The 14,847-nt window shown below is 56.1% G+C and carries 11 protein-coding genes; all 11 read right to left on the reverse strand.

Going from position 1 to position 14,847, the window contains the following annotated elements; all coding sequences use genetic code 11:
* Window positions 1-50: 50 nt before the first annotated feature.
* The 11 genes from AC1D2G_RS21495 to rfbB all read right to left on the reverse strand — a co-directional run bounded on the left by AC1D2G_RS21495 (window position 51) and on the right by rfbB (window position 14,845).
* The gene (locus AC1D2G_RS21495; RefSeq protein WP_477416514.1) at window positions 51-1,892 is read right to left on the reverse strand and encodes a rhamnan synthesis F family protein; all 1,842 of its coding nucleotides are present in this window, start codon (window positions 1,890-1,892) and stop codon (window positions 51-53) included.
* Window positions 1,893-2,216: 324 nt separating this feature from the next.
* Window positions 2,217-3,314, reverse strand: coding sequence for an acyltransferase family protein (locus AC1D2G_RS21500; protein WP_477416516.1), 1,098 nt, complete (start codon window positions 3,312-3,314; stop codon window positions 2,217-2,219).
* A gap of 415 nt (window positions 3,315-3,729) precedes the next feature.
* A complete protein-coding gene (locus tag AC1D2G_RS21505) occupies window positions 3,730-5,703 on the reverse strand; it encodes a rhamnan synthesis F family protein (protein ID WP_477416518.1) in 1,974 nt (657 codons plus the stop codon).
* A 51-nt stretch (window positions 5,704-5,754) separates the two neighbouring features.
* A complete protein-coding gene (locus tag AC1D2G_RS21510) occupies window positions 5,755-6,813 on the reverse strand; it encodes an NAD-dependent epimerase/dehydratase family protein (protein WP_477416520.1) in 1,059 nt (352 codons plus the stop codon).
* A 136-nt stretch (window positions 6,814-6,949) separates the two neighbouring features.
* A complete protein-coding gene (locus AC1D2G_RS21515) occupies window positions 6,950-7,864 on the reverse strand; it encodes a lysylphosphatidylglycerol synthase domain-containing protein (protein WP_477416522.1) in 915 nt (304 codons plus the stop codon).
* Window positions 7,851-8,831: a glycosyltransferase family 2 protein gene (locus AC1D2G_RS21520; protein WP_477226134.1), complete on the reverse strand. Its 981-nt coding sequence runs from the start codon at window positions 8,829-8,831 to the stop codon at window positions 7,851-7,853. The genes AC1D2G_RS21515 and AC1D2G_RS21520 overlap by 14 nt, the downstream gene beginning before the upstream one ends.
* 1 nt (window position 8,832) lies before the next feature.
* Window positions 8,833-9,531: a class I SAM-dependent methyltransferase gene (locus tag AC1D2G_RS21525; RefSeq protein WP_477416524.1), complete on the reverse strand. Its 699-nt coding sequence runs from the start codon at window positions 9,529-9,531 to the stop codon at window positions 8,833-8,835.
* Window positions 9,528-11,261 (reverse strand): hypothetical protein, encoded by a 1,734-nt coding sequence (locus AC1D2G_RS21530; protein WP_477416526.1) that lies wholly within the window; start codon window positions 11,259-11,261, stop codon window positions 9,528-9,530. Before AC1D2G_RS21530 ends, AC1D2G_RS21525 begins: the two co-directional genes overlap by 4 nt.
* A 279-nt stretch (window positions 11,262-11,540) precedes the next feature.
* A complete protein-coding gene (locus tag AC1D2G_RS21535) occupies window positions 11,541-12,875 on the reverse strand; it encodes a class I SAM-dependent methyltransferase (RefSeq protein WP_477416527.1) in 1,335 nt (444 codons plus the stop codon).
* A 21-nt stretch (window positions 12,876-12,896) separates the two neighbouring features.
* Window positions 12,897-13,778 (reverse strand): dTDP-4-dehydrorhamnose reductase, encoded by an 882-nt coding sequence (rfbD, locus tag AC1D2G_RS21540; RefSeq protein WP_477416529.1) that lies wholly within the window; start codon window positions 13,776-13,778, stop codon window positions 12,897-12,899.
* Window positions 13,775-14,845: a dTDP-glucose 4,6-dehydratase gene (gene rfbB, locus AC1D2G_RS21545; RefSeq protein ID WP_477226129.1), complete on the reverse strand. Its 1,071-nt coding sequence runs from the start codon at window positions 14,843-14,845 to the stop codon at window positions 13,775-13,777. Before rfbB ends, rfbD begins: the two co-directional genes overlap by 4 nt.
* Window positions 14,846-14,847 lie beyond the last annotated feature (2 nt).

The raw sequence follows: 14,847 nt of genomic DNA on the forward strand, positions 1-14,847 counted from the left end.
GCCTTAGCTCGCCTGGAGCCTTTCCCGAGCGAATTGGCCATGGGGTGAGCTTAGTTTGTCGCGCTGCGACCAAGCGTGATTATCCTTCGCAGACCGCGGTAGATCGGCCTGAGGATCCTGAAGGCTGTTGGCGATGTGGTCACGATCGATCTCTTGATCGAGAAGAGGAGGCCACGAAAGGACCTTGCCACTCCCAGGTTTCCGAATTCCGCTGGCGCTCCGTCCGCTAACAATGCCTGCAATTTGGCTTCCAACATGACGTAGTTGTGAGCCGCATTCCTCGCGGTCACCACGTGCCGGAAGGTGTATCCGGCGTCGATCGCGACATAGGCAATGATCCGCTCTATGGCATGGACCAAACTCCCATCCCGATAATCCATGTTGGCGAAGTCGTCCCAGGCCCACTTATGTTCGAAAAGCTTCCTGAGAGCGGCAGGACGAAACCAGTACATTCCACCGTAAGGCGCCACCGGCGAATTGGCATCCAGATGCACGATCAGATTCAGCTGTTTGGCTATCTTTTGGACGTTGTCCTTGTTGCCAAACCATGAGTTTCCAATGGTCGGGTAGCCGATATGAATCATTGGCGGCATGACGAGACCAAGTGCTGGATTGTTGGCAAAAAGCTCGAGCAAATTCGAGACATATCCAGGCGTATGAAGAAGGTTTTCAAGGGTGTGAAGCTTGAACAGTTCCCCCTTGGCGCCGTCTTGGGAAGATTGCTTGGAATGGATCCGGCAGATCAGGTCGTAACGGTCCTCGAGCACATAATCGCGGCACCCGATGAGGAGAGCGGAGGTATCCCTGCCGTCGTTCTCGACAACCAGAACGACGGCATTTCCGACGTTCTGCGCCTTTGCGATTGCTTGCTGGATCAATGCCTGCTTGTTTGCATTGTCGGTCGTGATGATAAGGTCGTAGCCCCTCGGCACGTTTTCGCTGTAGCCTAGAATCTCGTCGATCATGTCGACGTGATAGACGTGCGCGAGAACCGCTATCCGATAATCGTCCCAGTTCCTTTGCGGACCGACCTGTACATCCGGCAGGACGGAGAGCAACGCGGCGTTGCCATTTAGCGTACGAGGCGGGCCCAGGCGGCCAACGCTCTTCCATATCAGCGACAGATCATAATCGGATTGGTTCTCTATGATCTCCAGCGCGCGCGGCAGATTGATGGCCTCGCGCTCGAGGAACAGCGTGTCATGAAAAAACAGCCGCTTCTTCAGGATCGGGCTGCGATCCTCCAGCGTTTTATCCGGCTCCATCAGCACTGGATATGACGTCTTGTATCGTGCGGGATCGAGCAAAACCGAACAGGTATAGCCCAAGGCCTGGAAATGCCCTGTGAACACCGTCTCATGCTTCGCGATTGAGTCCATGTACGAGTTGATGGGCCCCATCTGGGTCCAATAATCCCGAAACGCCTTTGACTGATGCAGGGACCGCCGCACCGCGATGAAATGGGAGTTGAGATGGAAGGGCAGCTCCGCTTTTCTGACGTCGATCGGATTGGGCCTCATCGCACCGTGAGCGGAGATCCCCCAGAAATCACACTGACGCTGGTCCATCTCCGAGAACATTTCCGAGAAAGGGAAAATCGGCCCGTAGAAGGTGTGGTTGAAAAGCAAGATCTCATCGAAGTGCGAAAGCTCGTCCCACCCGATATGTTCGAGCGCAGTGCGATAGGCCCATACATCGAACCCTTCGTTTTCCCTGATCAGGAAGCTGTCGGCGGCCTCGGAAAGGCGAGATTCGGCCTCTTCGTCCACCGGACCGTTGCAAACCACCAAAACCTTCTCAACAAAAGGTTTGATCGATGCAATCAGGTGAAAATAATACTCATCTATCTTGCCGTTCTGGTCGTAGTAAAATGCGATAGCCAGACGCCTCATCGACGTATCTCTCTTTGGTGCATATAGCACTTGAAATTGGAGCGCCCCGATACCGGATCGAAAGAGGCGTTGGCCGCATCCTGCCACCCAGGCGTCATCGAGGGATGATGTCTCCGGGTCCTCTCGTCGAAGTCCGTGATATGGGCGCTATCCTGCAGAGGACATCAGGTGCACGCATTAGACCATTCGATGCCGATAAAAAAGGCCGGAGGGACGCGATCCTGTCCGGCGCAGACATGCGGCGTGCCAAATGACCCCTCACATCAGCCATGCAGAAGGTAACCGGAGTTACCTCCAAAGAAGCCTTGGGAATGGACAAGCGGCCTACCCCCTTGAAGACTCAGCGAGAACCGGCTCCCCCGTTGCAAGCACGCCGACGTTTTTGCGGCCGGCGACCCGAGACGAAAAGCGCTTGCCCCATTTGTTGACTGGATCTTCAACGAAATAATTGAGCAGGAAGGCAGACGGGATCACCAAGGCTAAAGTCATCGTCAGACTGAGCATGAAAGCAATCGTTGGACTCTCGACCATCCCCTGGATCGACCTCATGGTCGGAATGAGCACGACGATAAAAATGCTGTGAAGCAGATAGACCGAGTAACTGATTCTCCCCAGCCATGCCGAAACAGGATTGACGATCACAGCAACGGGGAGAAGGCCGAGCCCGATCACCAACGCACCAAACATCACCCCTTCCCAATAATACTTGTCGAATATCGCAACCTTATTTGCGGTGATTGCAAAAAACATCACAGGCACAAACGTCAGAAGAGCTAACCCTATCTGCTTCCTTTCCGGACGCTTTTCCAATATCGGCAACAGATAGAAAGCGATAAGGCCGAACGTAAAAATCGGAGCGCGATAAAGAATTGAATACAGGTAGTAATTGAATGGATCAGCAACAAATAAATTTATATTCATAAAGAAAAGGGTCGCTATGCATATAGAGACAAAAAATACCGAAACCGACAGAATTACACCTTTAGAAAATCGATACAACAAGGGGAATATCATGTAAAATACCATTTCCACGCCAACCGTCCAACCCGCCGGAACAATGGACGTCTGGTAGCCTGGAACCAGATTAAATAGAAATGTCATATTCAATAGGATCGATTTGCCATCGATCTTTACGCCGCTGAAATTGTGAACGCACATGACCAGGATCATCAAGTAAAATAGGGGAGCTATCCTGAAAAACCGACGAAGGGCGAACCCCAGAATCGGGCGAACTTCCCGATCATGAACCGGCATACTGAGGCAGAGTGAAAACGCACTCACCACGAAAAACAGCTCCACTCCCATGGTGCCGTTTACGACAAACAGATCGAGAAACGGTGCAACTTGAAGACGCGGAGATGGAAGCATCGCTACGTGCACAACGACGACCCAAATGGCTGCCAGCCCACGCAAGGCGTCCAAGAAGGGCACCCGATTTGGAGCTGCGTTGTACCTGCCTGCCAATTTAGGACCTCACGGAGATTTTAGCAGCACCCCTACTTGGAACAAGGCGGCTACGCAACCTGTCGGCTTTGCGAGGGGCATCGGCAAAGGCGCTACGTCACAAGGCCGGCGCCACCGTCGACACCGGGAGGACTATGACCATCGGCGGACAGCATACCATTGGCAGCGGTCAAATCTGTCCCGGCGCCTTCGGCCCCAGCGTCGCTTCAAAATTGCGCGAAATCCAAAAGGTGCGGCGTGGCATTGACTTGCTCCATATCCAGCCCAATGAGGCCGAGATTGGCAAGTGCCTATTCCAGATCGGAACATCGGGGGGGTGAATTGCCAAGCGTGCGCATCAATGTAGGCTGCAGGAAAAGCGTTACTCTTTTCGCTACAGAAGTACGCCGAGAATTGGCTTCAGGACCGCCCTTATACCGCGATAGAACGGTCTGAGGATTCTGAACAAGATAGGCGATCTGAACTTCAGAGAGCTCTTGATGGCGAAATTGAGTCTAGCCAGAGCGTGTTTCACTGACGTCTGCGGCCCTGACGTCAGCGCCGTCTGCGTCGCTGGCGTCATTGGAATCTGCATCGTTGACGCCCCCAAGGGATAACCGGCGTTCTTCCACTCAGACAACAGATGAGCATGCCACGGGAAGTCGTGCAGTGGCAGCATGCCGACAAGCCTTTGCATCTTGAACTCCAGCATGGAGTAGTTGTGCGCTACCTGATGCGCGCACATGATGTGCTGCGTGGTAAATCCGGCATCCTGAGCAGAGTAGGTGATCAGCCGCTCCAGCACGTGAGCCAAGCCTCCGTCAATATGATCGGGCTCGGCATTGAACTCTTCCCATTTCCATTTGTGTTCGAACATTTTGCGCAGCGCGCGCGGCCGGAACCAGAACATGGTGCCATAGGCTGCCACCGGTGTGGTGTCATCGAACTTGACGTCGATGTTCAACAGGCGCGCCGTTTCCTCGGCCCTTGGCTTGTTGACAAACCATGAGTGCCCCATTGTCGGGTAAGAGATATGAAAGATCGGCGGAATGGCGACGCCGACTGAAGGATTGTCGTGAAACATGTCCAAAACATTCTGCACGTAACCGCGGGTATTCAGCAGATTGTCGAGCATGTGCCGCTTGAACAGATTGCCCCTCGACGACTGCACTTGAGGCGATTTTTTTGTATGCAAACGGCAGACGAGGTCGTAGCGATCGTCGATGAACAGATCTCGGAACGAGATGAAAAGCGACGACATGTCACGACCGCGGTTCTGTTCAACAACGCGGACGATGGCCTTCTTCACGCCAGGGCGCTTTGCCAAGGCGGCTTCGATCTCGGCCTTCTTTTCCGGCGTATTCGTGGTGGCAATGAAGTCATAGGGAACCGGAATGTTCTCGGTCAGCGCCAGCAACTCGTCGAGCAACTCGGTGTAGTAAATATGCGCGCAGACGGCCACCTTGCCGTAGTCGGCAGCAGCGTCGTCATCCTTGATCCGCTTATCCGGCAGGACGCTCATCAGCGCCGCGTTGCTGTTGAGGTTCCTCAATTCCGAAACGCGCAGAACATTGCGCCAAATCAAATTAACGTCGTAGTCGGACGTCTCTTTAAGTATCCGCAAGGCGCGCGGCAGATCGACGGCATTGTGCTCCAGAAACGTCGGATCGTGAAAAAACGTTCGCCGCTTTAGCAGGGGGAAGCGGTTGATGATTGTTTCGTCGACGTTGATGAACGCCGGATAGTGCGAGCCATACTGATCCGGATCAACATATGCTTCTGCGGAATAGCCAAGGTCTGTAAAATGCTTGGTAAACTGCGACTCATGAAGCAGGACAGCATCGGTGTAGGTTATTATCTCCGGCAGGTTCTCCCAATATCTTTTGAAGGCGCGCGACTTCAGCATCTCGTTGCGAATTGCAATGAAGTTTGCCGTGAGATGACGGGGCAGATGGCCTGTTCCGGTAAATGGGTTTGGCGTCATTTCCCGATGGGCAGAAGCGCCCCAGAAATCAGTGTTCCGCCCTTCCATTTCCGAAAACATTTCTGAAAAGGGGAAAAGAGGTCCGTAGCAAGTATCGTTCAGCAGGATAAGTTCGTCATACTTGGAAAGCTCATCAAAGCCGATGGCTTCGATTCCGGCCTTGTATCCACCGACATCAAATCCCTCGTTCTTACGAATCAGGAGCTGATCACATACTTTTTCAACCGCGACTTCAGAATGTTTTGAAAGATTGCCGTTGGAGACAACGACAATTCTTTCAACCAGTTCTCTCAGCTTGGTCAGTAAAAATATGACATACTCGTCCGCGATGCCGCGTTCGTTATACAGAGAAAACACAGCAACACGACGCAATACAGAGCTCATTCGTCGTCCCCTCAAGAAATCCAGATTTTCCAAACCAGCAGAGCCCAAATTTTAGCCGAGCTGTGTATCTATCCATATGGAAAGCTGGTCGATCCCCTCGCCCACACTTTTCAAAGGTCGCCATTCCAGTTCGCGGACCGTCCTGTCGATGTTGGCGACAGCGCACCGCACGTCGCCGTTGCGGAACATGCCGTTGACGTGCGGCTCCGGCGCCCCATACCGCTTTGCGATGATCCTCGCCAGATCGAGAACCGTGGTCTTGTAGCCAGTGCCGACATCATAGGCGAACGATTGCGACAGATTTGTTCTTGTGGCCTTGTCAATCGCCGAGGCGACGTCGTCGATGAAGACAAAATCCCTTCCGATATCTCCGTCTTCGTAGATCGGGATGCTCTTGCCTTCCTTGGCCATCCTGATGAACAACGACACAATTCCCGTGTAGCTGTTCGTCAAGGACTGGCCAGGACCGTATACGTTCTGGAGGCGGAGCACGTTGACGGTTGTCCCGAACGAAAGAGCCCAAGCTCGCAATATCTGTTCCTGGGTTAGTTTGGTGGCTCCGTAGATGCTGGTTGGGTTCGGTATCGTTTTTTCCGCGTCCATCGGCAGAGGCTCGAGCCCAGGGAAATCCCACTCCGCGCGTTCAAGCTGCTGCTTCGATCTCTGACCCGGATAGGTTACCTCTCCTGGATCTCTGGACCACCATGCCCCTTCTCCGTAGACGGCGCGGCTCGAAGCCAGGACAAAGCGCTCGGGAACATGCGATGCCGTGGCGAAGGCATCCAACATGCGGGTTGTGCCGAGGACATTTGCTATCGCGTGGCGAGAAGCCTCTGTGAGCGACTGTCCCGTGCCCGTTTCAGCCGCCAGATGCACGACAACTTCAGGTCGGGTGGTTTCCAATGCCTGCGCCCAGGTGGAAGCCTCCGTCACATCCGCAACCATGAGCTCAACGCGAGGATCAAGTTCGGCAGGGCGCTTTCGCTCAGCGTGAATCTGCGGATGCAAACTGTCGATGACAACTACGCGATCGAAGCGATCTGCCAATTTGGTGGACAACGCGCATCCAATGAATCCGGCTCCACCGGTAACTATACATGTCTTGGACATTCAAGCAGCATTCCGTGTTCCATTAACCAGGCTGTTCGTTATCAGCGTCGACCTCATTTGAACAGGTACAGAGCATCTCTCCGGTGGAATTGGATTTGAGGTGTCGCATTCGGGCAGCCACGCGCAATGCCACGGGCTAATCTGGTTCTGCGGTCCATTTTCGATAGCCAAACTCGCCAGCCGACAACAGAACATCGCCCAGAAGGGTGATAATTCGATGCGTAACCGCAACGGCGGTGGCCGCAGCCGCGGGAATGCCGATCGACGAAAGGCCCGCGATGAAAACCGCTTCCCTCACACCCAAACCGCCGGGAGCCCCAGGCACAACAAAACCAAGCAACCAGCCGGCGGCTGAGACCCCGATCACCATCTGCCACTCGATCGTGGGTCCGTACAGCACATGGACAAGGAGGACGACGATCAAGCCATTGGCAAGGAAAAACAGGCCGTAGCAGGCGACGCTGATCGCAGCCATCGAAAACGCGAGGTGTTTTCGGCTCTGCTTGAAATATCGGCCCGCAACGAGGGGGGCCAGCATAAGGGCCGCCAGTCCGGCGCCGATATAGACTGCTGAGGCCAGATAGCGGCTTATTCCGTAGTCCTCGCCGATCTTGAGCAGGAAGGAGAAGGAGAAAAGCAGGGCAACGCTTCCGGAAGCGAGGACCATCAAAACGATCTCCATCACCTGCGCGTAAGAAAGCGCATCCATTGCGGCACCATATCGGGCCGCCAGGACGAAGCGTCCGACGAGATGGATGACGTTGGTCGGCAGATATTTGTAGACTTGGGTCCGCGCGAAAACGCGCATTGCACGGACCGCGGAGATTGCCTTTTCTCCGACCGAAACCAACAGGGTGAACCAGGCAAAACCCACCAGCTGCAGAGCGAGCGCATAAAGAAGCGCACAGGACACGACCACGGCAACAAACCGAGGACGCTGCAGCATCTCGGCGAGCTGATCGGCGTATCCGTAGACGGAGCGTATGACAAAATACATTGCCGCAATGGCAATGACGGCACCGCCGGCACGAATGATCCTAGAGTTCGGCACGAGCGCCGATCGGCTTCACAGGCAGCCTGCCGTCGGAACTTGCAATTTCGGCGACAATGCCCGGGTCGCGATTGCCACGGGTCGCAACAATCAACTCGGCGACCATGCCAAACAGCGTGAACTGCACCCCGACGATCATCAAGAGCGTCGAGACAAGCAGCAACGGACGGCCGCCAATGGCTTCACCGCCAAACCACCGCGCACAGAGAAACAGGAAAATCAGGAAGCCAATCGAGAAGACGGCCACACCCAAGCCACCGAAAAGATGGCCGGGGCGCGAATTGAACTTCGTGATGGTCACGACTGTGAGCAAGTCCAGGAAGCCCTTCAGCAGGCGGCCAACCCCATATTTGGATTTTCCAAATCGGCGCGGGTGGTGCTGGACGACGATCTCACTGACCTTGAAACCAGTCGCATAGGCCAAGGCTGGAACGAAACGATGAAGCTCGCCATAGAGGCGGATGTTGTCAAAGACCTCGGAGCGATAGGCTTTGAAGCCGCAGTTGAAATCGTGCAGGCTGACGCCGGTGACCTTGGCCGTCACTCGATTGAACAGCTTTGAAGGCAGCGTCTTGCCGAGCGGATCGTGGCGCACCTGCTTCCATCCCGAAACGACATCGGAGCCCTCTCGGATTTCGTCCAGAAAACGTGAAATTTCCTTCGGGTCGTCCTGCAGGTCTCCATCCATCGTGACGATGATATTGCCCGACGCGTTGGAGATCCCTGCCTGCAGCGCGGCCGCCTTGCCGAAATTCCTCCGAAGCCGAACGCCCTTCACATGGGGGTAAGCCCTGGTGGCGGCCAGAATCTCCTTCCAGGTATTGTCCCGGCTCCCGTCGTCAACAAAGATGACCTCCTCGAGCGAGGCGGCATCGATCTGCTCGAAGGCGGCCTCGATCTGGGCAATCAAAGCCTGAACAGTGTCTTGCTCGTCCTTTACAGGCACCAGTATCGAGACTGTCTGCACGTCAGGCCCTCTGCGTCAAAATGGAGGTCTGGCTGGGGAATGGCAATGCAGGCGCCAGCCCCCGTGTCACGCGCTCCTGCAGGCCGCAAGAATTGATGGCCTGGCGATATTCGGGCCTGTTGCTGTTGTCGAACAGAATCATACCGCCCGGAGACAGGCGGCGAACTGACTTCGCCAAGCAGGAAACCCTGGCCCGGCCGTCGATCACAATGAGGTCGAAGGTACCGTCGACCCCGTCAATCGATGACACGTATTGATCGAAAGAGCATTGCGTATATCCCTTTCGATTGGACCTGGCCGTGCTGGAAGCAGAGGCAGCTACCGGCTCCACAACCCGCACAGCGATGTTGGGATAGGCGCCAAAAATGCCACCCATGGTTTGCGCGAACGGAGCGTCATGCTCGACGGAATCGACTGAGCCGCTTCGTTTCGCCAACCAAACTGTGCTGGCGCCGGCACCAAATTCATAAACGCGGGCCTTGTGATTGCGCGAGGCCAGAAAACTGTTCACGGCATCAATCGCGGAGAATGTCCACCACGGCATGTCAAGCCGAACCAGGTCGGCGCTGTCGTATATGCCGAACAGACTTCTGATCCAGAGGGCAAAGCGGTTGTTCGACCGCTCCAACGCCGCAAGCAATCCGCAGCGCTCAGCTGCTTTCCGGGCGAATCTGACGACGCTTACATAGGTATTTTTCAAAACTGAAATCCAACCCCAGGTGCCTGCAATCTCGTCCACCCAGACGGCGTAAGCAAAACTGCATATATCGATCGAGAAGCAGGGCTAACAGGCACACGTCGAAGATCTATGTAACCACTCCAGCCATAGTCGTCACGCCCTCGTCCGAGGAACTTCGCCACGTCCGGCCGATGCGCTCCTCCCAATCCCAACCCCACGACCGTTCCCGTGCCGTCAACGAAGGCAATGCAGCGGTAGGTGGTAAGAATATCGCTGCCCAGCAGTGGGGGCCACTTGTTCGAGGTGTCCGCGACCCAACCGGAGACGCGTCCCCACTGCGGATCTTCTATTTTGGACACGGCATCAATGTAGCCCGTCAAGCTGTTCGGCTGGGTGGGGATTGCCAGCCCGGCGCCGAGCGAGGGGCAACCGAAGTCTCTGCCGTTGAACGGGACGTGATTGAATTTCTTCAGATTGTCTTCGACATTGTAGTAATCGACCCCAGCCAATGTAACGTATCGCATCAAGTCGGGGTCTTTGACGCCGAGCGACAATGCCAATGTTGCGAGATCTTTTCCTTCAGCCCTGACAAGAGCGTCATTCAGCCTCGGCATGCCGTTGACGACGATCAGTGCGGCTACCGCCGCGAATATGGCGATCGACAGACGACGCTTGAAATCAACTTGCCACACCAGACACGAAACAGCTCCAAACAGTCCGACCCAAAAAAGCGCCGGAAGGGTTGCATATCTGCTGGCTAAGGCTGCCGCGTCTCCTCCCATATTCGATCGACCAATAGCGGCCAGCACGCCCGACATGACGGCATAGGCCATGATCGCAATCCAGAAGGCTGATCGGTACCTGCTTTCGCCAGGCCGCAAAAGGCAAAACCCAACGATCAAAGCGGCCGCTGCGATTCCGATTGCGCCCAGCGGAATTGCGGCTGCTTCGGTTGTTACGATGCCGCCACCAATGAATGTCAGGCAAAACAGCGCAATCCCAATTGGATCGAAACTGCGTGCGGCGTGATAATCGGGGACTTTCTGATTCATCGCGACAAAAATCACGAGGGCCAAGCCCGCCGCGAAAATCAAGATGCCGAGCCGCCGTGTTTTGGCAGTGCAAAATCCTTGGATGCCGATCACACACAATGCGGTCAGGCCCGTGCTGTAAAATTGCGTGGCAAAAACGGCCAACGCGATCGCAGCCACATAACCTATAGGCATGTCTTTTTCGGTCGACTGCCAAAAAGCCAATACAGCCAGCACGGTGAAGAGATTTGCGCCGATCCAGGCTACTCCACTCATGCCAACAAAGAAATTGTGTGCGGCAAGCGGACTGAATACAAACACCGACACGGCTATCCCGACGACAAATGCTTCAAACCAGGATCGCGCAAAGAGCGACAATGCGCCCGAAAAAACCAACGCTATGAGAAGGGAGAACGCGACAACAGTGACCGACAGGCCGATATTGTCCCCTTGGGTAAGGTGAAAATTCAGCAGATAAAACAGTTTTGCGCCGGCAATAATATGCTCGTTTGCCGTTACATACAGGTCCTTCAGCGTCGGTACCCCGTCCAGCGATCCGACCATTGAAGGGAGAATGCCCCAATAGTCGTTATCCGGAACACCTCTCGCCTGCACCGTGAGCAGGAGCGCAACCACGAACACCGCGATCGGACCAACAAACGCGACCGCGAAAGCGGGGGTTGAACGGCTGACAGAGAGGGTGCGAACGGTGGCCGACATTAGTCCTGCGTTTGCTGCGTATTGCCTTGCGTTGGCATAGGTGGCACCTCGCACACACCGCCAGACTGCGCAACAAAAATTCGACGACTTGGCAAGCGGACCGGCGGATCGGTCCGGTGTGCGTCTCAAACGCCACAAGTTGGCGCGACTGGAACGATCAGCCGTCGCATGAATGAGAAAGCATATCCGGTGGCTTGATGTTGCCCCTGTTCTGAAGAAACCGATTTCCGATGGAGAGGCCAAGAGCAGAGCTCGCCTCTCTCCAATTGAATTTCGCTTTCAACGAAAAACCGCGGCGATCCTTTTCAGCAACAGCGTGACAATCGCAGACAGCGCTCGCAGGGGGCTGGTTATTCGCCAGCTCGTTGAGTCCTTGAACTCTTGAACGACCCGTTCACTTTGCTCCATTCTTTCCTGGAGCGCTTGCGCACGTGCTATCTCGTTGTCGCGCTCGGTCTGCAGCGCACTAACAGTCGCGTGCGCGGCTGAAATCTCTTCGGCCCTCTCGACGAGATCCGACTCCATCCGTGCGATCTGGGCGTGACCGCTGTGGAGCTGTTCACGTATCTCGGCCACCTCGCGGGTGAGTTCCTGTATCCGCGCCCCGCGGCTCGTCACCAACGCCCTGTTGGTCTCGATTTCCTCTTCCATGGTCGTCGACGCTAGAGACCATGGATTTCCGGCTTGATCGAACGCTTTGCTTGTCGTGCCGGCAAGAGAAATCATTTCCCTTTCGGCGAGCGCGATCCGGCCTTGCACATTGCGAGTCCCAAGAACATTTTGCGGACTTGGTCGCTTGGTCACAATGCAGAGCGAGTTCAAAAACTCGACGGAATGAATGGAGGCCAGCAAGGCTTCCCCGAATACGGTCTTATACCTGTCGGAGAACGTGGCTAAGGCATCCGCCCGAAAGCGGGGCAGTCCCCAATGCTCATGGTTGACCACATCGAGCAGGCGCTTGAAGAACGACATCGACGAAAGCGGATCATAGAGACCGCCTTCGAATTCCCGCCAGTAGCTGCAATGCAAATCTTCCGCTATGAAAACCCCGCCATCAGAAAGATGAGAGAAATAACGGGCGAAAGAGCGCACTATGTCTGATGAAGTATGCGACCCGTCATCGATTATGATGTCGAATGTCGCGGATTTCGCAACAATTTTTCTTTCTACCTCATCAGTATTGGCATCCCCGATGACCAAAGCAATCTTTTGATCGTCGAAGACCAGACCGCTGCAGGCCGTGTCGATATCGCAGCCAAGAATGAGTTCCGAATTCGGGAAATATCGCGGCCAGATTTCGAGAGAACCACCGTTTTGGACGCCAATTTCCAGGAGTCGAACCGGCTTCTTCCGATAGTCCACAAAAACGCGGTCATATGCATCCAGATAGCTAGACCATTTGTCCGACACTTTGCCGCTATGGGCATTGTACAGGTCGTGAAGCGAAGGGGCGTGCGCATTGACCGGCATGGCATGCGCCTCGGTCCGAACAATCGCCGGGACGTCACCGACCGCCTCGGGGCCGACTGCCTCCGGGCCGACCGCGTCTAAGTCGACCGCCTGTGAGCCGGCCTCTGCATCGCGCATGTCTTTCGGCGATAGGTCCTTCTTCATGCCTCAAGCCCATCCCGTCTTTCAGACCAGGACACGACGCGCCACCGCTTCAGTCGATTGCCGCCAGTCAGGCGCATTCCATCCGAAGACGGAGGCGAATTTCGCGCTTGATAGCCGGGAATTGGCGGGGCGTCGCGCCTTGGTCGGGTAGTCCTTCGTAGCAATGTCCCGTACTCGCGCCCAAGGGCCACCAGACACTCGGCTTGTGTCCAGGATATGGCGGGCAAAGCCGCTCCAGTTGGCCTCGCCCGTGCTGGCCAGATGATAGACACCGAACGCAGCGAAGCTCTTGTTGCCATGCAGCGTCGCCGCCGCATGCAGGACTGCGTCGGCGATATCGAGCGCGGAGGTGGGATTTCCCCACTGATCGGCGACCACCGATATCTCATCCCGGTCGGCGGCAAGCCGCAGCATGGTCTTGACGAAATTCTTGCCGAACGGGCTGTAGACCCAAGCCGTGCGCAGGATCAGATGGCGCGGATTGGCGGCTGCCACCGCCTGTTCGCCGGCGAGCTTGGAGGCACCATAGACGCTGCGTGGTGCGGTCGCGTCGGTTTCGACATAGGCACCGGAAGCGCTGCCATCGAAGACATAGTCGGTCGAGAGATGGATGACGGGAATGCCAAGCTGCGCTGCGGCTTCGGCCACCTTGCCGGCGCCGACAGCGTTCACAGCAAATGCCAGGTCGGGCTCATCCTCAGCCTGATCCACGGCGGTGTAGGCGGCAGCCGACACGACGATATCCGGCTTCGCGGCCGCGATAGCATCGATGACGGTATCGGGCTTTGCCAGGTCGAGCTCCGGACGGCCAATTGCGATGACTTCCACGCCGGCGTGCCTCTGGCCGGCCTCCAGAAGGCTTAACGCGACCTGGCCTTCGCGCCCGGTGACAACGAGCCTCACGCGGCCCCCTTGCGCGCTTCGCCCAATCGCTCACCGGCATAGCGCTCTTCGCGGATCGGCCCCCACCACCATTTGTTTTCGAGAAACCAGTCCACGGTTCTCGCCAGGCCACTGTCGAAATTCTCCTTCGGCGCCCAGCCAAGCTCGCGACCGATTTTGGAGGCGTCAATGGCATAGCGGCGGTCATGGCCCGGACGATCGGTGACGAAAGAGATCAGATCGCGATAGCTCTTGCCGCCCGCCCGAGGACGCCTGATGTCGAGTAGATCGCAGATCGTCTCGACGACGCCCAGGTTGGTGCGCTCCGAATTGCCGCCGACATTGTAGCTCTCGCCTGGCGTGCCCTTGGTGGCAACCAGCTCCAGCGCGCGCGCATGGTCCTCGACAAACAGCCAGTCGCGCACATTGGCGCCGGCGCCATAGACCGGCAACGTTTTTTCGTCGAGCGCATTGAGGATAACCAGCGGGATCAGCTTCTCGGGAAAGTGATAGGGCCCGTAGTTGTTCGAACAATTGGAAAGCACGACCGGCAGGCCATAGGTTTCGTGCCAGGCCCGCACCAGATGGTCCGACGCCGCCTTCGAAGCGGAATAGGGCGAAGATGGCGCATAGGGCGTTTCCTCGACGAAAAGGCCGCCATCGAAAGGAAGGTCGCCGAACACTTCGTCGGTCGAGACATGATGGAAGCGGAAGCGGCTTTTCCTGTCGTCGGGAAGGCCGCGCCAATATTCCAGCGTTGCATTCAACACCTTGTAGGTGCCGACGATGTTGGTCTCGATGAAGGCACCGGGTCCGTCGATCGATCGGTCGACATGGCTTTCGGCAGCAAGGTTCATGACGATGTCGATTTCGTCCCGATGCAGAATGTCCAGCACCGCCCTCTCGTCACAGATATCGGCATGAGCGAAGCGGTAATTGTGCGCATTCTCGATCGGCCGCAGCGAAGCCAGATTGCCCGCGTAGGTAAGCTTGTCGAGATTGGTCACGCGATAGGCCGGGTTGGCGCACAGATGCCGGCACACCGCAGAACCGATGAAACCGGCACCGCCTGTCACTAGAAAATTCATGT

It is taken from the genome of Mesorhizobium sp. P2_C7 (assembly GCF_056404515.1).